The organism is Ruegeria sp. H4, from assembly GCF_056533065.1.
Map to the genome: position 1 here is coordinate 1,681,162 of NZ_JBQFOC010000001.1, position 20,788 is coordinate 1,701,949.

General features: G+C 55.7%; 13 protein-coding genes and 1 pseudogene. 7 read left to right on the forward strand and 7 right to left on the reverse strand.

What is annotated here, in order from left to right:
- Positions 1 to 88: 88 nt before the first annotated feature.
- Complete coding sequence (locus ACR0KG_RS08460; RefSeq protein ID WP_480548262.1) at positions 89 to 3,232, reverse strand: efflux RND transporter permease subunit; 3,144 nt, start codon at positions 3,230 to 3,232, stop codon at positions 89 to 91.
- Positions 3,233 to 3,244: 12 nt separating this feature from the next.
- The gene (locus ACR0KG_RS08465; protein WP_480827011.1) at positions 3,245 to 4,405 is read right to left on the reverse strand and encodes an efflux RND transporter periplasmic adaptor subunit; all 1,161 of its coding nucleotides are present in this window, start codon (positions 4,403 to 4,405) and stop codon (positions 3,245 to 3,247) included.
- Between the two features lie 87 nt (positions 4,406 to 4,492).
- On the opposite strand from ACR0KG_RS08465, the gene ACR0KG_RS08470 reads away from it, so the two are divergent.
- Positions 4,493 to 5,134, forward strand: a complete 642-nt coding sequence (locus ACR0KG_RS08470; RefSeq protein WP_480548258.1) for a TetR/AcrR family transcriptional regulator — start codon at positions 4,493 to 4,495, stop codon at positions 5,132 to 5,134.
- A 153-nt stretch (positions 5,135 to 5,287) separates the two neighbouring features.
- Here the strand turns inward: ACR0KG_RS08470 and ACR0KG_RS08475 are convergent.
- A pseudogene (locus ACR0KG_RS08475) lies at positions 5,288 to 5,970 on the reverse strand (IS6 family transposase).
- A 292-nt stretch (positions 5,971 to 6,262) separates the two neighbouring features.
- Between ACR0KG_RS08475 and ACR0KG_RS08480 the strand changes: the two are divergent.
- The 4 genes from ACR0KG_RS08480 to ACR0KG_RS08495 all read left to right on the forward strand — a co-directional run bounded on the left by ACR0KG_RS08480 (position 6,263) and on the right by ACR0KG_RS08495 (position 12,115).
- Positions 6,263 to 7,036: a family 16 glycosylhydrolase gene (locus ACR0KG_RS08480; RefSeq protein WP_480827012.1), complete on the forward strand. Its 774-nt coding sequence runs from the start codon at positions 6,263 to 6,265 to the stop codon at positions 7,034 to 7,036.
- Between the two features lie 219 nt (positions 7,037 to 7,255).
- Positions 7,256 to 8,536, forward strand: coding sequence for an O-antigen ligase family protein (locus ACR0KG_RS08485; protein WP_480827013.1), 1,281 nt, complete (start codon positions 7,256 to 7,258; stop codon positions 8,534 to 8,536).
- A complete protein-coding gene (locus tag ACR0KG_RS08490; RefSeq protein WP_480827014.1) occupies positions 8,533 to 10,749 on the forward strand; it encodes a Wzz/FepE/Etk N-terminal domain-containing protein in 2,217 nt (738 codons plus the stop codon). The genes ACR0KG_RS08485 and ACR0KG_RS08490 overlap by 4 nt, the downstream gene beginning before the upstream one ends.
- 16 nt (positions 10,750 to 10,765) lie before the next feature.
- Positions 10,766 to 12,115 carry a polysaccharide biosynthesis/export family protein gene (locus ACR0KG_RS08495; RefSeq protein ID WP_480827015.1) on the forward strand — a complete coding sequence of 450 codons (1,350 nt, stop codon included), beginning with the start codon at positions 10,766 to 10,768 and terminating at the stop codon, positions 12,113 to 12,115.
- Here the strand turns inward: ACR0KG_RS08495 and ACR0KG_RS08500 are convergent.
- Entirely contained in the window at positions 12,070 to 13,191 is a 1,122-nt protein-coding gene (locus ACR0KG_RS08500) for a glycosyltransferase (RefSeq protein WP_480827016.1), read from the reverse strand. The two genes, ACR0KG_RS08495 and ACR0KG_RS08500, sit on opposite strands and share 46 nt — an antisense overlap.
- Positions 13,192 to 13,830: 639 nt before the next feature.
- On the opposite strand from ACR0KG_RS08500, the gene ACR0KG_RS08505 reads away from it, so the two are divergent.
- Both ACR0KG_RS08505 and ACR0KG_RS08510 read left to right on the forward strand, forming a co-directional pair.
- A complete protein-coding gene (locus ACR0KG_RS08505) occupies positions 13,831 to 14,547 on the forward strand; it encodes a sugar transferase (RefSeq protein WP_480548249.1) in 717 nt (238 codons plus the stop codon).
- A 70-nt stretch (positions 14,548 to 14,617) separates the two neighbouring features.
- A complete protein-coding gene (locus tag ACR0KG_RS08510; RefSeq protein WP_480827017.1) occupies positions 14,618 to 15,961 on the forward strand; it encodes a glycosyltransferase family 2 protein in 1,344 nt (447 codons plus the stop codon).
- Here ACR0KG_RS08510 and ACR0KG_RS08515 read toward each other — a convergent pair.
- From ACR0KG_RS08515 to ACR0KG_RS08525, 3 genes are all read right to left on the reverse strand, one after another.
- Complete coding sequence (locus tag ACR0KG_RS08515; protein ID WP_480548245.1) at positions 15,920 to 16,927, reverse strand: glycosyltransferase family 2 protein; 1,008 nt, start codon at positions 16,925 to 16,927, stop codon at positions 15,920 to 15,922. The two genes, ACR0KG_RS08510 and ACR0KG_RS08515, sit on opposite strands and share 42 nt — an antisense overlap.
- Positions 16,928 to 17,107: 180 nt before the next feature.
- On the reverse strand, positions 17,108 to 17,356 hold the full coding sequence (locus ACR0KG_RS08520; protein ID WP_480548243.1) for a hypothetical protein: 249 nt from the start codon (positions 17,354 to 17,356) through the stop codon (positions 17,108 to 17,110).
- Between the two features lie 208 nt (positions 17,357 to 17,564).
- Positions 17,565 to 20,750: a glycosyltransferase gene (locus ACR0KG_RS08525; RefSeq protein WP_480548241.1), complete on the reverse strand. Its 3,186-nt coding sequence runs from the start codon at positions 20,748 to 20,750 to the stop codon at positions 17,565 to 17,567.
- Between the last annotated feature and the right edge of the window lie 38 nt (positions 20,751 to 20,788).

The window sequence follows — 20,788 nt, forward strand, 5'->3', positions numbered from 1 at the left end:
CGTGAGTTTTTCAACGAAATACTCCCTTACTTCGGACAACGATCGCCTTGAGCCAAAAATGATTTGTCAGAAGGCATTGTTCCGACCCTCATTCCGCCGCGAGCGCAACAACTGGATTGTTTCGGTCAGATGGTTGGTGGTTGGCTACCCGCCGATTTTTGAATTTGCCACGATACACCAACGCGAACACCGGTGGGGTGAAGTAGAACGACACTACGGTCGACAACAGAACACCACCGGCGATCGCCACTGCAAACGGAGGCCAAAAAGCCCCTCCTCCTAAGATAAGGGGCAGGAAGCCACCGAAAGTCGTGATTGTTGTCGAGATGATGTGTCGGCTGGAACCAGTAACAACGCGCGCCATCGCCGCCCGATCACCCTGGCTGGCCTGATCGTCCTGTTGCAACCCGGTTAGAATTATGATCGCCGCGTTGATCGAAACCCCAATTGAACCGATGACTCCGATAATTGCAGTTATGCCAAACGGGAATTGCATGACGGCCAGTGACAGCATTGAAAGGCCCGCAGACAACACGCACACGAACAAAGTCACAAGGGTCAGCCGGAACGAGTTGAAGGTCAGCACAATGGTCGCGATGGAGAGCGTGACAATCAACCCGACAGAGGCGAGCAAATTGCCCACGGTGTTGGATCGGGCATCACTGTCGCCGCCCAAGGACATAGAATAGCCTTGCGGCAACACAAACCCGGACGCATCAAGCGCTTCTAGAACGTCCTGCAAAGCCTCTTCGGGCAAAACACCGGGCACGATAAACGCTTGTATGGTGTTCTCGCGCACGCCATCCGTTCGGGTTATGACGCTCTCTGCAGGTTCGATCACCGGTCTGGCGAGTTCCGACAAAGGTACAGCGGGGAACACTCCGGTCGCGGATATGGCGGCAGCGTTCGGCAACAGAATGGGCATACTGACAATGGCGCTTAGGTCTGATCGCACCTCGTCACCCAAACGAACACGCACTGGCAACTGCTCGGTCCCTTCGATCAGTGATCCACCAGTGATGCCAACAAGCGCCGTGTCCAGCTGACCCGCTATATCCGCCACGTCCAATCCCAGCAGACGGGCTTTGACCTCATCAATCTCGAACCGGATTTGAGGGTTGCCGCCGTTCACGCTGGCGCGCGCTTGCGTCACCAAATCGAGATTGGCCATAACGGACCTCACCTCGTCGCCCAGATTACGCAGAACCGTGATGTCCTGCCCCTGAATTTTAACCTCAACCGGTGCCGCAACCGGAGGGCCCTGCACAAGATTGCGAACGATGATCTGCGCGTCAGGAAAGTCGGTATCCAGACGACCCTGCAGTGCTCCAACAAGGCGGGCCGCGTCATCGGCCGCGTCAGTTGTGATCATGGCTTGTGCAAATCCGGGCTCGCGTGAACGGTTGCCAACGATGTTGTAGTAGAATGCGGGGCCGGATTCTCCGACCGTCCAGTAGACACTTTTGACGCCTTCATCAGCCAGTAACATTTCATCGATCTGGCGCGCAGTTGCTTCGGTGGTGGCAATTGATGTTCCACCCGGCATGTCGACCTCGATATAGAATTGGTTGCGGTCGACGCCCGGGAAGAATTGCGCAGTCAGCGTTGGAAAGGCCGCAAAGCCAAGCACGGGCAAGACCAACGCCAACGCGATGGATCGCACTGGGTTGGCAACGGACAATCGGATTGAGGCCTCGAACATACGGGCAAGCGGCGGTATGCTGACACCGCGGCTCAACATTCCTGCATCCGGGCGATCGGACAGCAACCAGCCAGCAATCGCCGGAGTCACCGTCAAGGCCACGACCAGGGACCAGACAAGCATAAGCACCACAGCGATCGCGATGGCACCGACAAAGTCGCCTGCGGGCCCCGGCAGCAAGATCATCGGCGTGAAGGCGAGCGCCGTTGTGACAGTCGATGCCAGTAACGGCGCGGCCAACCGGCGAACAGCGTCTCGCACGGCTGCAAGTCGCTCCATCCCATCCTGCAGACGGCGTCGAATTTCATCGGTCATCACGATGGCTGCGTCAACGAGCAGACCGAGGGCAACAATCAGGCCCGTCACGGACATCTGATGAATGGGCAATCCAATCATGTTCATCGTCGCCAAAGTGGCCAATGAGACGACAGGCAGCACCAAAGCCACAATCGCGGCAGCCCGAACCCCCAAGGTGATGAACAAAACCGACACCACCAGCGCGACGCCAATGGCCATGTTAATCCCGACCTCTGACAAACGATCCGTCGTATACTGGCTTTGATCAAACAGTAGTATTTCCTGTATGCCCAGAGGTACCGATGCGGCGCCTGCCGCAAGCTCATCCCGAAGAAAACCAGTCCAGCGGTCGATCTGCACGCCGTCCTGCGCCAGAACCCCGACCAGAACCGAAGGTTTTCCGTTGGCAAACGCGATTGAGGACTGCGGTTCGCGCCCACCCCGGTCTACGTTGGAAATATCTCCGAGCTGAACCACGGCACCATCTGCGTTTTCACGCAGGACGATGCTTCGGATGCGGTCCAAAGTCTCAATCTCCCCGCTGATACCGATGGTCAGGTCGACATCGGACTGCAACCGCCCAGACTGAACCTTGCCATCTGCTTCGGCGATCCGCTGGGATATCTCGGCCGCGCTAAGCCCAAGCGCAGCAGCCTTGTCCATATCGACGCTTACAAGCACCTCTTCATCCGGCTGACCGAAATAGTCCACTGCTCGTGTCGCAGGTATCGCACGCAATCTGTCACCCAATGCTTCGGCATGACGTGACAACAAAGTGAGCGGGAAGTCGGGGTCCTCGGCCGCAACAGCAATGACAGCGGAATAGGCAGCAATACCCTCGGCATCAAACTCTGGCGGCAAAACTCCTGCCGGGAAGTTCTGGCGCGCATCTTCAACGGCATCGCGCGCTTCGGCCCAAACCTGCTCAATAGTGGCTTCATCGAGCGTTTCCAATAACTCGACCGAAACAACCGACACGCCCGAGCGTGAGACAGAACTGATCTCATCGACTTCGGAGATTTTCCGCAGTTCTTCTTCGATTTCTGCGGTGACTAAAGCTTCGACCCGCTCCGGGTCTGCGCCCGGGAACTGCGTCGTCACGGTTGCGAAGAGATTGGTAATCGTTGGGTCTTCCTGCCGGCCCAACGATAAGAACGAAGACAGGCCTGCAGACACAAGCACCAAAATGATAAGAGCAACCAGTCGGGGGTGGCGAAAAGTAAGGGTTTCCATCAAATCGCTCCGTTACTCGCCCGTGTTGAAGGCGACGCGCTGGCCAACGGTAACGCGCTGTGGCCCTTGGTCGATCAGAACAGTGCCTTCTGGAAACGCGCCACGTACGAAAACGCGGTCATCTTCAGCGTGCAGAACTTCGACCGTTGCCAGGCGCACAATCTTCTGCGCGTCAGCAACCAGAAGTGTCCATTGCCCACGTGTACCTTCCTTCAAAGATGTCGTGGGCACCCAGGTCCCCGAACTCTGGACGGGATCCAGTACATGCACACGAGCGGTTTGTCCGAAGGCAATGTCGGGTCGGTTCCTCAGATCAAAAAGTGCGGTTCTTGTGCGGGTCACCGGGTCAATATCGGGCCGCAAAGTTGCAAGTTCAGCCCGATAGCTTTGTCCCGCGATCTCGATTTCAACATCTGACAACAGCGCCGGGTCAACGTCCAGCGGGATACCGATCCGTACTTGCGGTGACACAACCTCAACCATGCCAAGCACCAACTCGCCCGAGCGCAGAGTTTCACCGCCATCCACGTGTCGCGCGGTTATTTGACCGGCAAATGGGGCCTCGATGCTGGATTTCTCGATCCGAACGGTCACATCACGCATGGCCGCATCCAGTTCGCCAATTCTCGACAACAATTCATCTTGCTGAGAAATGGCCTCGTCCAAACGGGCTTGGCTGGTGAACCCCTGTTCGATGAGTTTCGCGTTTCTCTCGACCGTTTTCTTGGCAAATGCGAGCTGGGCTGAGATGGCATCGCGTGATGCGGTCAGACGCTCACGTTCGACCTCCAACAGAGCAGTGTCCAGCGTCGCCAGAAGATGGCCCTTGGCAACCTCGTCACCCTCGTCCACCAGAATCTGATCTAGCGTTCCGTTCAGCTCGAATGAAATATCTGCCGAACGCTGTGGTTCGACCTGACCGATGAACACACGGTCGACTGTATAGGCGCTCTCCGACGTGATTGGCGTTGCCGAGACCGGCGTTACTGCCGCAGCGTCCGGTGAAGGAACAGCATCTGCCCGGCGTGTGAGCTCGGACGCACCGAAGTAAACTGCGGCCGCCGCAGCGGCTATAAAACTGACGGTCACTCCCAGACGCACTGTGCCGCGGAACACACGTGCAAATAGGCTCGGTTTGGTCGCTTCAGTAGAAGAATTCGCAGGATTCGGCATTTGGGGACCTCATCAAGTTAGTATCTCTAACATATGTTAGAAGTTCTCACTTTGACAAGAGATACGTGATCTGGCACATGTTGGATCATGAGCAGCACAGAAAAAATTCACCCTTCAACTCGCCAGGCGACCGGTCATGCTGTTAGCAAGAAAGCCTATCATCACGGCGATCTACGCGCTGCATTGATCGAGGCAACCCGACAGCTGGTTGAAGAAAAAGGTCCGGATAGATTTTCCGTGTCTGAGGCGTGCAGACGGGCGGGCGTTTCGACCGCGGCCCCCTACAAGCACTTCAAAGACAAGACAGAAATGCTGGTTGCGACTGTTCTTGAAGGCATGGAGCGTCACCGAAGTAAAATGCTTGCCGCACTGGAGGGCGTTCCTGAAGGATCGACCGAGCGCATCACCGCAATTGGGATGGAGTATGTTGCTTTCGCCCTCAACGAGCCGGGAATTTTCAGGCTGAAATTTGGTGGCTTTACGGATCGCATCGCAGATCCCCGACTTGAAGAAAGCGGTCAACAAAGCTTTGGGATTCTTTTGACTGAGGTTGCAAAATGTCTCGGAGAACCGGGAATCACTGACGAGGTACGTAGACGGGGGTTCTTATTGTGGAGTTTTGTGCACGGGCTATCCTTCATTCTGCATGACAAAGGGCTTGCTGAGAAAGGCGGAGATTTCGAGCTGTATGCCCTACTCGAAGATATCTCTGAAAGAATGCTGCGTTGATCTCTCAACATAGCTGTGACTTTTATAAGGGTTATCGGGATCGCAGGTTCTGTTGCAATCTTTGCCCCACCCGTTAGATCGAAAGCAGTTCTGGTAACGCGGATGTGTCGCAAATATTTGGAACGGTCAAAGTCAGCGACTTAATGGATACACCTACCCTGCAATCTCGGCGAATAGCTGGAAGCCAGATGTCTTATTGCCGGGAATTGCCGCTTCCGGATCATCTTGGCGAGCTCGATGACGCCCAGTGTAGCCGAAGCGGATCTGAATGATTTGAACCCACAAATGTGCCGTAAGCGGCGCTTGATAAATCGATAATCCTGTTCGATCAGGTTATTCATATACTTGGACCTAACCGTTTGGATTTTGGCTAGGCAGCCAAGCCGATTGCGGATTTTGTTCACCTCTCGAATGCCCGCCGCTTTGGCGCCACTTTTGCCGATGACAATCTTGCTCGGGATTCCATTTGAAGCCAGCGCATTCGCAAAGAACCGTGTGGCTGCTGGACGGTTCCTACTCTCAGACAGCATGAAATCAAGAGTATTCCCTGCTTTATCGACGGCCCGATCGAGGTACATCCATTTGCCGCGAACACGAATACAGGTCTCATCCATACGCTATGAATTCAGCGTTGGACGCTTCTTTGATTGCGCACGAACTGCGACGATCAGCGAGTATTTAACAACCCACCTATTCAGTGTTGCATAGTCAACTCGCACACCACGCAAAGCCATAATCTCTTCCAAGTCACGATAAGACACTGTGTACCGCAGATAGCAGTAAACAGCTTAGAAAACTTCATCCGTGGGTAAATGACAACCCTTTAATGAGATCATGCTCAATTAACCTGTTCGAAATTTTTCGACCAGCAAAAACCTTAGATCACGCAGAATCGTCAACTAGACCCTAGAGTTTGCGACACATCCCAAAACAGCGGGCTGGTTCATCGTCGTTATCAGAAGCGCAGATTTGCTGCGCATGAGCGGTTTGCCGCGTATCTGACAAGAGGTGAAACCACGTTTTCGGCGGAAGGCCGCGTGTCCTTCTGGTTGTGGTTTGCCTGTCTATTCGCGCCGGATATCTGTGGGCGAGACGATTCATATCTGTGAACAATATCTGGTACAGGGCATGACGTTGCATCTTGCACGATCCGGTCTCGTTGGCATTTCGCTATTGATAACCTCTGGTGTAGCGGCAGAGGAAGATGGCTCGTTTTTTGATCCGTTTGACGAGCTGATGAAAAGCCGCTGGTTTGTCTCAAGCGGTTGGGCGAATGGCGATCATCAGAGCTGTCTTTGGCACAAGGACCGCGTGAAGGTTGAGGATGGGAAACTGCTGTTGTCCTTAACTGATCATGCAAAAAAAGACCGTCAGTTTAGTTGCGGTGAAATCCAGACATATGCGCGCCTCGGATACGGAACCTTTGAGGCGCGGATAAAAGTGCCATATGCACGCGGTATGAACGCAAATATGTTCACCTTCATTGGCCCGCCGCAGGACCGGCCACATAATGAAATCGACTTTGAGTTTATTGCGCCGAATAATCCGGTACTCCAGACGAATGTCCACTTTCGGGGCGACAGCGAAAACACAGAGCTGATCGCACGACCGGATGATAACGCATTCCATGACTATGCTTTTGTTTGGGAGCCTGGGCGCGTTCGCTGGTTCATTGACGGAGAACTTATCCGGGACCTTCGCGGTGATGCTTTACCGAATGAGCCGCAAAAGATGTATCTCAGCCTGTGGTCGACCGATACGCTAGTGAGCTGGATGGGAAAGTTCGACGCCGCCTCTGCGCCACAGGAACTGGAGGTCGAATGGGCCGCTTATACCAAGCTTGGGCAGGGCTGCGCCTTTGAGCATTCGCTGTTGTGCCAGGATGGGATTGATGTGCCCTGAGCCGGCCTATGTTCGTTTTAAATGTGAGCCCAAGGTGCTCTCGGCTGAGGTAGCTTGTTCATTTTTTGGGCAAGTTACGGCGATGTTGGCGCTGGCTTTACGGGCTTTTGTTGTTTTGCGCGCCTCAATGCGGCACCTGAGACTACGCCATACCCTTGGGTTGCACATTGCACAGCGCGTTTTCACCTCCTGGAATCAACGGGAATTGGCTAAGACCGTATGAACGTCAGATTGGCCTCAATCATCGACCCTGAACGGAACACAGCTTATGTCGTGCCGGCCATCGTGGCGTCGATGGTCACCTTTGCCTATTCGGTGAATTTCGGCCCTTTGGTGATCCTCGCCTTCTACGGGTGCTGGATTCTGCCCTTTGCACTTGCCCCGCGCATTTTGCTGGCGCGTCCGGGGCCGGTGGTCCTACTGCTTTTGGTTCCGTTTTTCTTTGCCCTGTCCGTATTTTGGAGCGATGCGCCGTCGACCACTCTGCGTGCGTCAATCCAATACGGCATTACCTTCTTTGCAGGCCTTGTCGCTGCGCGCATCACGTCTGTCGCCAATCTGGCGCTTGGGGGGACCATCGGTAGCCTGCTGATCCTGACATATTCGGCGATGAATGGCGGCTACTCCTATGACTATATTGATGGGAGTTATGCTTTTAACGGCGCCTTTTCATCAAAAAACCAACTGGGGTATTTCGCCACGCTCGCCATAATTTTCTCGCTTTCGTTGATCTGGGTTTTTCGGACGCGTGGCGCATTGATACCGATCTCGGCCCTCACCGGTGCGATGGGGGTCGTCATGCTGTGGATGTCAGATTCAGCAACATCGTTGCTATCCGCCTTTGCTGCTTTTTCCGCGATCCTGTTTGTTGGCTTTGTCCTGTTGCTTGCGCCCTGGCTGCGGCGGGCCGCAGTTTTTCTGGCTGTGACCGGAGGTGCTGCGATGGCGGTGGCATCTTATCGTTTGGGGGCATTCGACGCCGTGCTTGCAGCCTTTGGCAAGGATTCCAGCCTGACGGGTCGCACATATCTTTGGAGCAAAGCATTTGAATTTGGCGCTGATCGGCCGGTTTTGGGCCTTGGCTATAACGCTTTCTGGACACGCGGACGCCCCGAGGCTGAGGTGCTTTGGCAAGAGTTCTACATCACCGGCCGAACGGGGTTCCATTTCCACAACCTGTTGATTGAAACCTATGTGGGTACCGGGTTGGTAGGGTTGGGTCTTGTGGTTGGACTTTGCCTTTTGCTGATCCTGATGCCGCTTCGCGCCGCATTGGGCCGGGGCGGCGTAGGATCTCTGATGCTGATCTCGGGTCTGTCAGTGCTGTTTGTTGTCCGTTCGGTCGCCGAGGTTGATTTTGTTACGCCCCACACTGTCGGAACCTTTCTGGTCGCCTTCGCGCTTCTGCGGTTGTTCGATCACAATCGGAACGTCCGCCACGCAACGCGCCTTGCCATGCCAACGCAACGCCCCCGACACGCAACGGAGATCCTGATATGACCGGCCCGGTACAGGAACGGCGCATCCATTGGACCAAGGACAACGCCCATCTTCTTGCCGGTTATCGGGACGAACCGCGTGTCGATTTCGGAGCGATGATACGTGCAGTTCGGCGACAAACGCTGTTGGTTGCGGCTTTTGCCATGATCGGTATCGCCATTGCCGTGACGATGATACTTGGATCGGTGCCAAAATACACAGCTGTAGAAACGGTGTTGCTGGATGAAGAACGCGCCGAGTTGCTAAATGAGGTGTCGCCCCTGCCCAATGCCGTCCGGTCGGATACGGCGGTGCAAAGCGAGATGGAAATCATCAGATCCGGAGCTCTGGCCTATCAGGTGGTCGATTTGTTGCAACTGGACAAAGATGCCGATTTTCTGTCGCCGCCGGTTGGCTTGACGGAAAAAGTCAGTAAGGCGATTTCTTCGGTGACACGTCCATTGGCCCGACTGCTGACACCGGAACCGCCCGCCCGCGCGAACGATAATACTTCGGTAGCGGGCGAAGCTGGCCCGGATGACAACGCAATACCCGACTTTGATCTGGAATTGACGGATCGGGATCGTGCGGTTCGGATTCTGCGTGATCGGCTGTCGGTTTCACGATCGGGACGCAGCCTGGTGATTGAAATTGCGTTTGCGGATTTTGATCCGATGCGCGCGGCGCAGATCGCACGCGGCTACGGCTCAGCTTATGAGAGCTTTCAGCTTGTCACGACAAACGAGGTGGCGGCCAAGGCCGAGGAATGGCTGCGTGAACGGCTGGACGAGCTGGAGCAAAAAAGCATCGAAGCCGCTTCGGCCTTGCAGGAGTTCCGCACTGAAAACGATCTTGTGCAAGTGCGGGGTGATCTGCTGACCGAGCAGCAGCAATCTGAACTTGCCAGCGAGTTGATGACAGCCGCAGCGGCGGCGGCAGAGGCAGAAGCTTACCTTGAAAGCATGGAGTCGCTGAGCGCCAGGGCGGCTGATGGTGATCAGATCATCGCAGTTCCTTTGGTCGAAGGACTCGCGGCCGGGATCAGCGAGGAACTGCGGCGTGACTATCTGAATGCTCGCCAGAGGCGGCAAGAAATTATCAGCCAATTTGGGGCGGATCATCCGCAGGTACAGCAACTCAATGGCAGTATTCAAGTATTGGAGAATGCCCTGAAGATCGAGTTGCAGCAGGCGACTGAAGCCGCGCGTGTTGCCTACAATATTGCACGTGGCCGAGAGCAGTCGTTGCGGACCGATCTGGCCGCGATAACAGGAACAACGGATTGGAACGTGGCCCTGAGGGGCCGGTTGCAACAGCTCGAGGCGATCTCGGAAACCTATGCTCAGGTCTATCGCGACTATCTGGCGCGGCTAGAAGTCACCATGCAGCAGCAGGACTTTCCGATCGCGTCGGTTAAAATCATATCTCCGGCAGAAATTCCGCAGGCGCCATCCAGCCCGCAGAAGAAGGCAATGCTGTTTGCGGGGCTATTTCTGGGTGGTCTGCTGGGGGCGTTGATAGGGGCCACTCGCGAATTGATGCCTAAACCCGTGCGCACCGTCTCGACCCTGCGAGAGGAGGTCGGAGTAAACTGCGCAGGCTTGTTGCCCGGCCCCAAAAGCCGCAACGACGCGGGTGCGGAGCGGGCTCAGACCCTTACAATGGAACGTCTGGCCGGAGCTTGCGAAACCATTCTACAGAAACCAACAGGCGCGTTGATCGCAATCGCACCGCTTTCATCAGGTCTAAAAGCCGAGGCCGATTTGCCGCTGGACCTTGCTGAGCGCCTGTCCTGCGATGGGACTCGGAAGGTATTGGTGATCTATCAGGATGTGCTTGCGCAAGCGCTACCGGTAAGTAGATCAGCAGCTGTCGAAATCGCGAGCTTAGGGCAAGTGTTGGAGACTGTTTTCGGGCACGACCAAACACAACTACAGAGCGTAGACCTTACGGTGTTGGTCAGTGAATTGCGCAGCAAATTCAGCTTTGTTCTGTTCGCGCTCAGGCCTCTGAGCCAGGCCACTGCTTCCGATACTCTAGCGGAAGCGTGCGATGCCACGATGCTTCGCATCCAGTGGGGTAAGGCGTTGCCCAGCTTTATCTCTGACGCGTTAATGGATCATCCCCGCTTCAGGGAGGCCTTGATCACAACGGTTCTGGAAGAGGCCAACCTGGCGCAGGCCCGGCGCTATGTCGGCCCCGGCAGCTATGAGGAGCTTCAGATCAATGCTTAGAAACCGGCATTTCCGCATGATTGTTTGGCTCGTTTCATTTGCTATGACGCTTAACGCGACGCACCTTAGTGAGGCTGTCGCGCAATCACAGCCCGAACCTCGGGCGGGCGCAGAAACAATTGGTCCGCAGCAAACGCTTGAAATCCGGATCGGGCGATGGGACCCGGTGAATGAAGTTTTTGCATCCTGGGAGGCGGTTGGTGGCTCATATCCTGTCAGCACGACCGGCGTGGTGACCCTGCCGCTGATCGGGAGTGTTCAGGCAGCAGGCATGACGCCCGATGATTTGGGCGCCGATGTTTCGCAGCGAATACAGGATCGGATGGGCTTGCGTAGCGATGTACAGACGATCGTTACGATCACAGAATTTGCGCCGATCTATGTTATGGGCGATGTGCGGACACCGGGTGCTTACCCGCATGTGCCAGGCATGACAGTGCTGCAGGCACTGAGCCTATCGGGCGGGATCGACACACCGGCCTCCGCGTTGGTGCGCGGAGAACGCAATGCGCTGAGTGCCCTTGGCACCTACCGCGTCATGGAGCTTGAAAAGATGCGGCGGCTGGCCCGGCTGGCCCGGCTGGAGGCTGAGGAAAGCGGCACCGAAATCCAGACCCCGCCCGAGCTCCAGTCCTCACCGCTGGGGATCGAACTGCTTGAGCAAGAGCGCCGGATCATGGTGTCGCAGAACTCGGCCTTTGCGTCTAGTTTGGCCCAGATCGACGAGCTAGAGGCCTTGCTGCTCGACCGGATTAATAGTCTGAAACAACAGGCCGATCTGCGTGAGCGGCAATTGCAGCTGCTGAATGAAGAGCTTGAAAACGCAAACAGCCTTGTCGAGCGCGGCTTGTCCACCGTTGTACGAGGAAGCAATCTCCAACGCGCGGTTACAGATCAACAGGTCCGGCTTCTCGAAGTCGAAACCGCGCGGTTGAACGCGGAACAACGGCTGAATGAGACGCGCCGCGACAGGCTCGACCTGACCAACGCGCGTGACCGCGAACGTGTTCAAGGATTGCAGGATCAGCGCGCTGCCATTGCTGAATTGGGTGTAAAGATGGAGACAGAAGCCGCGTTGTTTTCTGAAGCGGCACGCACGGGCAACGGGCTGGTCGAGCTTTCGGACCTCGTATCGCCCAGATTGCAGATCACCAGAACGGGTCCCGAAGGGACGACCACTTTCGCGGCAAATCGAGATGACAAGATTGAAGGTGGAGATGTTCTGGAAGTCGTTCTCTCAACATCTGCGCCAAACGATATGATACCCGTACGCCGTCTGGCACCCGATGCGTTCAATAACACATTGCCTTTTGACCCGCCTCAGGCCATTCTAGGGGAAGCGGCTGGCGAGGTGCCTCCTTCCTGACAGCGGTGCGTCCCGTCCAGCGGGATGGGTCGGGACAGAATATCCAGCAATATATCAATTTGACGCTCCGGTCTCATCTCGGGCCTTGCGGCATGATCGAGCGCGGCCTGCGACGCTGCCGAATAGACCTGTTCGTCGTTCCAGAGCATACGCACAGCTTTTGCCCATTCCTCAACCGGGGCATTACGTTTCAGCAACATCCCCCCCGGCCCAACAGCCTCGGGCAGTCCTCCAATTCGGGAAGCAATGACCGGGATGCCGCTGATCTGCGGCTCGGCGGCGATACGGCCAAACGCTTCTTCCCATTGGCTGGGGGCAAAAACGATGCGGGCATCTTTGTAAATCGTGCGCATGTCGTTTGTGGATGGTCGCAACGTGACGTTGGGCAGGCGGGCAAGGCTGGTTTGAAGGTGCGCCTCTTGTTCGGGTGTCAAACCCCAGCCACGTACAAAGACAAATGGAATTTCAGGGCAGGCTTCGGCCACCTGCAGCGCGATATCGACGCCTTTGTTTGGATGCGGGTTGATAAAGGTCACATTGCTACGGGAAGAGGTCACGCGGTATTTCTCCGCTTCGATCATCGGATAAATCACATCGGCATGAATGCCTTCTGTTTCGGCAAATCGCCGCGCGGTGAAGTTAGAGTTCGCGATGTATCCCGTTTTGGTTAGGTCGCTCGGCGATCCGCCCAGATCCTCATCTTCAACATTCCGCAGATAGATAAAGGTGCGTGTTGCTTCCCGGTTGATCGACTGGGCGAGTTGTACCGGCAACCGAGATTGGAAGATCGCCACATCGGCCCCAAAATCAGTTACAACACGGTCCACGACCTCTTGAGCAAACCACGCGCGGAACACAGGATAACCAAGCCCAGTGTCGCGTACATAACCGCGCCGATGCAACTTGAGCTGCGCTCTGCTGCGCAGACCCAGCCAGCCTTCGCCTGTCAGACCTGCTAGAACTCCAACAGTGTTCCCGCGTGCGCGCAGACGTTTGACAAGCTCGTGCGTACTTGTCTGCGCTCCGCCATACATCTGCGGCAAATACGGATGAGCACTTCCAAAAAGAATGCGCATGGACAGGTTTACCTCATTTTCAATCTTCAGCAGCGGAGCTTATGGCATGTGGTTACGGGTCGATCAGATGCATATCTTGACAAGAACTTCACCGGCACGCTGATGGTGAATCGGACCCGATGATTTCGGAAGGCGGAAACGACTGGATCACAAGACACCAGAGCCACCTCGTCAGTATGCGGCTCGGGAACGATTCGTTCTGAGCATCGGTTCGATCCAGCTTTCATGAATTTACTGCTCTTTGCTTGCTTTGAGCACACTCGCATAGCGTGAGTCAGATTCGCGCATCCCGATTGTATCGGAACACGAAAAGTTCCGTAGCTGCCTCGAATTCAGGCAGCTCGCACAGCCGAAGTCAAAAGATACTCGGCAACCGCGTCAATATGTGCGGATTCCACGTTAACGACCCGTTATCCGTAGGCAATGCTTCGCTCGCACGGATAATCGAGTTGCAATCGCAGCAATTGTCATACCCTTCTTATCTACAGATGCGAGAAGGAACTTTGTAATGAGGACACTCTGGTAGAGATCACTTTCGCCTGCATCGGGTGATGCGTGTTGGCGATCGTCTTTTCAATTTAAGGGGGCATCGGCGCTGATTTGCAGCGTTACGCAACTGGGAAATGAGGATGTGATGTGATGAAACCATTAGAGACAGAACCGGCTCCTGCTGAGAGCATTATGGTGTCAGCGCTAGGCCCAGCGCAGGCGATATGGATCCGTCCGAAGCCTCATAACGCCCCTGTTGGCGGGTTGGCAAAACGCGCACTCGACGTAACGGTTGCATTGGTCATGCTGGTCGTGTTCTCGCCGCTGATGGTTGGACTGGCTTTGCTGGTATTGACAACCTCGCCAGGTCCAATCCTGTATCATCATCGTCGCGTGGGGTATCGCAAACGGTCATTTGGCTGCCTAAAGTTTCGGACAATGGTGGTGAATAGCGACGAGGTCCTTCAACAACATCTAGAAAACAACCCGGAGGCGCGGCTGGAGTGGGAGCAGACCCAGAAGTTGCGTGATGACCCGCGTGTCACGTCGGTCGGTCATGTTTTGCGTAAGCTCAGTCTCGATGAGCTGCCGCAGTTGATCAACGTGCTGCGTGGTGAGATGAGCCTTGTTGGTCCCCGCCCGGTTTTGTTTGATGAACTGCGCCGCTATGGCCCTTCGAGCCGCCACTATCTGCGAGCGCGCCCGGGCATTACAGGTTTGTGGCAGGTTAGTGGTCGCAACAATACGACCTACAAACGCCGCGTTGCCTATGACCGTGCTTATGTCACCAATGTGAACACCGCGACGGACATTGCCATCCTTGTGCAAACTCTGCCAGCAGCGCTGCGGTCGGATGAAACGGCGTAATCCTCGCGGGTTAATGTACCGGTGCGCAGCTGTTCTGTGCGTGGTTTGAATGCACCTGGGCAACGCGCACATGAAAGCAGAACCCTCACCCCTGATTGCCGATGGCCCTGCGGAGGCCGGGGTGGCCAGGCCACTGGTTTCGGTAATCATGTCGAATTACAACGGTTCCGCCTATCTAGCTGCGGCGGTGCTTTCGGTTCTGAATCAATCTTATTCCACTCTGGAGTTGATTGTTGTTGATGACGCCTCAAGCGACGACAGTGTGGCGGTATTGCAAATACTGGCAGCCTCAGACAGTCGGCTTACAATCATTGCATTATCGAACAATTTAGGGCCTGCAGGAGCCAGAAACCGTGCGTTGGAGGCCGCAAATGGCGATTGGATTGCCATCATGGATGCGGATGATGTGATCCATCCCAAGCGGATTGCTCGCCTGCTGTGCGCCGCTTCGAAGCTAAACGCAGATATGATCGCCGATGATCTGCTGAGCTTTGGATCGGCGAATGTTGCAGGTCAGACCTTGCTTGGAAAAGCTGCGACGGATGCCGCTAAACGCATCACCGCCGTCGATTTGGTCAAAAGTGACACAGCCAGTTTAGGGCTGGCATCGCTTGGTTATCTTAAACCAATGATCCACCGCGATGCCTTGCGTGCGCTGCGCTACGACGAAACGCTTCGGATCGGAGAGGACTTTGATCTATATTGCCGCCTGCTGATCGGCGGCGCCACGTTCTGGGTAACACCCGAGCCAACCTATCTCTATCGACGGCATTCGGGGTCTGTGTCACACCGTCTGTCCGTGCCTGCGCTAGAGAACTTGATTGCAGCTCACGACTCGGCAGCGACGCTGTCGAAATCGGTGGGCGATGAAGGCTTGTACGCAGCGCTTGCAACTCGGCGACAACGTCTTATACGCACCTTATACTATCAGCATCTGGTAGTTGCGATTACAACGCGCGATACACTAAGCGCGTGCCGCCAACTGCTGCAGCGCCCCAAGCTTGTGATGGATCTGGTGGCCAGTCTGGCAGACCGTTGGAATCGCCGCCGACACGCCGCGTCGCACCGACACATCTCGGAACCTAGAACCGTTGTGCTTGCCTTGTCCGAGCAGATTTCGTCTGCTGAAGCACCTGAGGATGCGGTAAGCGTTCCGGTCGAAGCTTGGTCTCCATCTAACGAGTCAAACCGATATGCAATGGCGTGCCGCCTGACAGAACTGGCCGCAAAAGGCCCGGTCCACATTATCGCAATAGGTTTGGAAGGTTTGGATGGGTTGGGCTACGTGCCTGACTGGAACTCAGCGCGGATAATTCTTACCGCAGAAGAAGCGAAGGCCGCTAGCATTCCCTCAAACGCGATGCTGGAGATCTTAGAGTCCCGGGATGGGAACAGCTCTGTCAGGGCTCAATAGCAACCGCGCACCGGTCTCGGGGGCAGCCTCATCTGCCATTTTACTGAGCCCAAGTTTATCTCGTGCGATTTGGTGTATGACGGGCCAGGCCCTGTCGCGCGCATCCAGAAGATATTGGATTGCAGCGGCCGAACCCTGTGTGCGACGCAGGTTAAGAAAGACCCTGTGATCATGTTTTTGACGAACATCTTTTAGATGCGCCCGCATCGCGTTGGTCAGGTCGGGTGCGTGAGGTCCCATAAGCAAATGCGCCTCCAACGCTTTCTGGAACTGCTCCAGCTCTTGAGCGCCATGCTGTGCGCTCAACGAATTTGACCGCACAACTGCGGCATATCCCGGCCTGTGCGTTAGCTTCATTCGCGCGCCGGCGAGCAACATTCTTACGTAAAGATCATAGTCTTCGCCCAGCCTGAGCGCTGGATCATAGCGCAAGTTATGTTTGACTAGAAACGCGCGCGAAAGAATGGGTTTCAAAAACCCCAGCTCTCCGCGCGATACACCGGGCCTGCGTAAGTTGCCGAGCACAAAATCGACGGTTCCAAGTGAAGAAAACTCGGACGCGATTTCCGACCAATCCTGAGTTGTTGCCGCTTCCAGTTGTGCCGGCGCGACAAACGCTATGTTGTCAGCGATCACCTCGCAGTTTGTTTCTGACGACAACCGCCTTAACCGCCCTGGCAAGAACTGGTCGTCCGAATCCAGAACAGCCACGAAATCGGAAATGGCGACCTCTAAGGCTCGATTGCGTGCGGCCGCAGGTCCTTGGTTTTTGTCCTGACAGATGAGCTGAACACGCGGGTCTCGTTGCGCTTCGAAAGCGGCAATGGCTACGGTTTCGTCTTGCGAGGCATCATCCACCACGATCACTTCCGCCGTTTCCGGTTCGGCAAGTGCAGATTGGATCGCCCGTGACAGCGTGTCTTGCGCGTTGTAGGCGGCGATTAGGACAGCAACGCTGGGGCGCATCGAGACTGGACCGGTTTGAGCAAAGTCGAAAGGCACCGAGGACGGGTACTTTGATGTAAAAATCGTATGCGATCTGCCGTTTGCGTCCAAGCGCCATTTAAGTCTGCGCTGGCGTCTCGGCAGTCGACCGCTTGCATTGCTATAGTTTTGAGCGTTTACCTACAAAGAGCGATCTTGGTATCACGCGTCAGTCTCTTGAGGCACTTGTGCCGTTGGGGCGGATGGCGTTTTGCCTTCTTTGTCCTGACGTTTGCGCTTCTGGTTTGCCGCCAGCAAAGCAACAACCGCGACATATGCCAGCTGCAAAACAACCGCTACGGCAATGACAAATAGGATGAGCTTTCCGGTGCTGAAGCCAGCGGCCATACCAATCGCTGCTGCCACAGCAACAGAGAAAAAGAAACCCGCTATGAAGATCGGCAATCGCATCGTTTTCACCTGCAAAACGGACGCAGATTGAGGTTCAATTCGCCCATTGTTCGACAAAGCCTACAGCAAAAGTCCGCGACCCTGCTACAGTGTTTTGCTCAGGATCGTCGCTTGTTGCCTGACATTGCATTCTATTCTGGACGTCAATTGAGCAAAATCGAGGAAATTTCTAGATACCTGTACACGGGATTCCTGGCGGGAATCCAGGTCAGATTCTAGTTACGCGACCCTTGCTAGAGGATGATCCGTATATCGCGATTTCGCGAAAGCCGATCAGTGACGCAATTGTGCCCATGTGCAACGCACCCCGCAAGAGGTTGGCGTTGCGCCGAGCAGCAACCGGGATAGTTACAAGCGCCAGACCCATACAATATGCCACTTTTGCAAAAGCGAGCGGCAGCATGACAAAACGCCCGTGGTTTCCGTTTTCTTGACGCAGGAGATTCCCATGGGTTTGCCCCATCCGAAACCGGCGCTTCAGCAGCCATGAAATCGTTGCCCTCTCAGGGGGTACCGGTTCGTCCAAACACGCAGTTGGTGCAAACGCGATTTGCGCGCCGTCCTGCATCGCCGCCCTGAAAAAGGCCGTATCCTCGCCGCCAGATACTCCACGCTCAAGATCGAAACGGCGTCCTGTCAGCGCATCACTCGCAAGATTCATGATCACATTACAACTGTGTCCGGCGATGGGTCGTCCGTCTGCGTCTGTTTCAGGTTGCGTGTCATGGATACTGAGATGCTGCATCCAACGCGGCGCATCAGTCGAATAGATAGCCCTTACCGGTCCGACAACAACATCCGCATTCGCGTTTTTTAGCCGGGTTATAAGCGTGTTGAGCCACTCGGGTGGTGCGATCTCGTCATCATCAATGAATGCGAAGACGCTTAATTCGCGACGCTCGGCCTCTTCCAAGGCTGCGTTTCGGGCAATCGAGATGTTACCGGAGGGGGCGAAGCGATAGATCACGTTGTGCTGCGACTCAGAGGCGAAGCTCTCGACCATGTCACGCGCCGTGGGAGTATCGTCATTGTCAACGACAATGATTGATAGGCGGGTTCCGCATGGCAGTACCTGGCCTTCCAATGAACGCAAAGTCCCGAGCAGTTCCGGTCGCCGATGAGTGCAGACCCCGACGGCGACATGGTCGATTGAGAGTGGTGCAGTCTCTGGGGGGTGAGCCAGCGCGAGGCTAGAGTGTGATTTGGCTGGGCGCAGAAGAATCTGCCGCCAGAACCCGAGAGACCATCCCAGATGCATCATGGCAGCAATTGGCGCTGTACCAAGCGCACTTGGATCGCTGCGCCCGACCGCCAGCGAGGTGCCACCAATCAGACAGGCAAGCAACCAAAGAGCAGCGGGAAGGGCGAAGAGCACCCCAAACGGGGTCAGAGCTGCCAAAGCAACCGCAGGGGCGACAGATATCATTGCAAATTGCCTAAGCCGTGGCCTCAGCTGGTGCTTCAGAACTGTACGCGCTCGCCCTCGACCGAAATTTAGGTATTGTCGGAAAAGTGACACAAGAGATGGGCGCGGAAAATAGGTTAACCTCGTGCGGGATGTCAGCCAGATGCGATATCCTGCCTGCGCCAGCTGCAAGTCCAGTTCCGCATCTTCATTATGCGAAAAGCTCTCATCATATCCACCCACTGACCGGAACGCATCCAGCCGCATCAGGGCGTGATGCCCGTGATCGACAAACCGTCCCGTTCCGGCGAGGCGATGGGCCGATCCACCATTGCCCAGCCGAGTGTTCTGGGTGAGTGCGATGATGCGCTGCATTGGGGTCGTGCCAACCGCGTTCATGGAAACTACGACGCTTGCCACGCTGTTTTTTTGGGCCTCATCCATCAGAATATCAATGAAATTGTCAGGATAACTGGAATGCGCATCCAGGCGCAGCAGCCAATCCATATCATCCCCAAACCGGGCGCAGGCGGCGTTGATCCCTGCACTCTGGATGCGGGCAGGATTAACCAAAAGCCGAATGTCGAATTGCGAAAAAGCGGCGATCCGGTCGCGGACGATCTCTTGTGTGCCATCTGTTGATCCACCATCGGCAATCACGAGACGCACCAGAGCACCGCGACGCAGCCTGCGTTGCAGAAAACCCGCCAATCCATCGATGACAGCTGCGATATGCGCGGCTTCGTTCAATGTCGGCACAACGATCAGAACCGCGTCCTGCGACGTATCAACATGTTGCTCGGCTTTTTTGCCTGCTATTGCGTCTACAAGGTCGCGGGCCTCTTGATCGGTTGTCCTCCAACTGCTGAGGGGTGCGGTGTGTTGGGCATGGCGTAGATGCTCGAGGGTTTCAGACGACAGTTTATCCATCATATTGATGACGGCATCGTTATCCGCTTGATCCAGGATCAGCCCCAGTTCCAGTTCGTTCAGACGTCGCGCAGTTTCGGTCCCGGCCAAGGCAATCGGTGGGACTTGATTGATCCCGCTTTCATACATACGGTTTGGCAGAAGCCAGTCGGAGTTGCTTCCGGTATCATATCGGTCGATCAACCATGCAAGATCGACTCCGCTATAGATGCGCGCCAGATCGTCCGGATACATATAGGATCCTTCGAACTGCAGGTCCGGGTTGGCCTCCACGATCCGGTGAAAATCGGGTAGAGTGTCAAGGGCCGGGCGTCCGCGCAAAATGACCTGATAGCGGCCCGGCCGCGCCCGTGTCAGCGCATCGAGACTGTGCAGCGAGAAAGGGCACCTGAGTATCCCGAACCAGCCGATGCGCAACGGCGCGTCCTTACATTGGTGCTCGCTGGGCTCGGGTATTGGGGAAGCAGCATTGACCACTTTGTTTTCAACTAGAAAGACCGGTGCTTGGCACTGCTCATAGGCCTCGAAATGGGCGCGTAGGAAGGCCGGAGACGATACGATCAGGCCATCGATTCCCCGGCACAGGCGTCGCTCGATCCAGCGCATCGCTCGTGCAGGTTTCGACGGGCCAACCATCAGCCGGTGAATATCGAGAACCTCATAGACAAGCGAAACGGGCCGACCCTTCGAAAGGTTACGACGCAACGGGACGGCCAATGCCAGCATCTCAAGGTTGCGGCACAAAATAGTGTCGGGATGCGGGATGTCCGAAAACGATGCCTTCAAGCGCATGCGTTGTTGCAGCACAGACAGCACGCGTTGCAGCATTCTGGCGTTGTAGGTTTGTCCCAGAATCAGAGCATTTTCCGGCAAAGTACCGGTGCGGCGACGAAACCCGGCAACCGTGACCTGCGCACCGCCCAGACGCAGCATGTCAACCCGACGCCAGATCGCGGCGTCATCCAGATCATGGGCCAGATAAAGGATACGCCTCTGTCCGTCGGAGCTCCTGCAACATGCAGAAAAATTATCATGATACTGGTGGCTCTGAGTCATCATCGGTCGATCATCCCACCACGGATGCAGCTATGGGTTGT

What these genes read in the sequence shown, in the direction of transcription:
- ACR0KG_RS08490 (WP_480827014.1), top strand. Translation starts at nt 8,533, where the DNA reads ATGACCGGCCCGGTACAGGAACGGCGCATCCATTGGACCAAGGACAAC.
- ACR0KG_RS08495 (WP_480827015.1), top strand. Translation starts at nt 10,766, where the DNA reads ATGATTGTTTGGCTCGTTTCATTTGCTATGACGCTTAACGCGACGCAC.
- ACR0KG_RS08465 (WP_480827011.1), bottom strand. Translation starts at nt 4,405, where the DNA reads ATGCCGAATCCTGCGAATTCTTCTACTGAAGCGACCAAACCGAGCCTA.
- ACR0KG_RS08485 (WP_480827013.1), top strand. Translation starts at nt 7,256, where the DNA reads ATGAACGTCAGATTGGCCTCAATCATCGACCCTGAACGGAACACAGCT.
- ACR0KG_RS08505 (WP_480548249.1), top strand. Translation starts at nt 13,831, where the DNA reads ATGAAACCATTAGAGACAGAACCGGCTCCTGCTGAGAGCATTATGGTG.
- ACR0KG_RS08460 (WP_480548262.1), bottom strand. Translation starts at nt 3,232, where the DNA reads ATGGAAACCCTTACTTTTCGCCACCCCCGACTGGTTGCTCTTATCATT.
- ACR0KG_RS08500 (WP_480827016.1), bottom strand. Translation starts at nt 13,191, where the DNA reads ATGCGCATTCTTTTTGGAAGTGCTCATCCGTATTTGCCGCAGATGTAT.
- ACR0KG_RS08470 (WP_480548258.1), top strand. Translation starts at nt 4,493, where the DNA reads ATGAGCAGCACAGAAAAAATTCACCCTTCAACTCGCCAGGCGACCGGT.
- ACR0KG_RS08510 (WP_480827017.1), top strand. Translation starts at nt 14,618, where the DNA reads ATGAAAGCAGAACCCTCACCCCTGATTGCCGATGGCCCTGCGGAGGCC.
- ACR0KG_RS08515 (WP_480548245.1), bottom strand. Translation starts at nt 16,927, where the DNA reads ATGCGCCCCAGCGTTGCTGTCCTAATCGCCGCCTACAACGCGCAAGAC.
- ACR0KG_RS08525 (WP_480548241.1), bottom strand. Translation starts at nt 20,750, where the DNA reads ATGATGACTCAGAGCCACCAGTATCATGATAATTTTTCTGCATGTTGC.
- ACR0KG_RS08480 (WP_480827012.1), top strand. Translation starts at nt 6,263, where the DNA reads ATGACGTTGCATCTTGCACGATCCGGTCTCGTTGGCATTTCGCTATTG.
- ACR0KG_RS08520 (WP_480548243.1), bottom strand. Translation starts at nt 17,356, where the DNA reads ATGCGATTGCCGATCTTCATAGCGGGTTTCTTTTTCTCTGTTGCTGTG.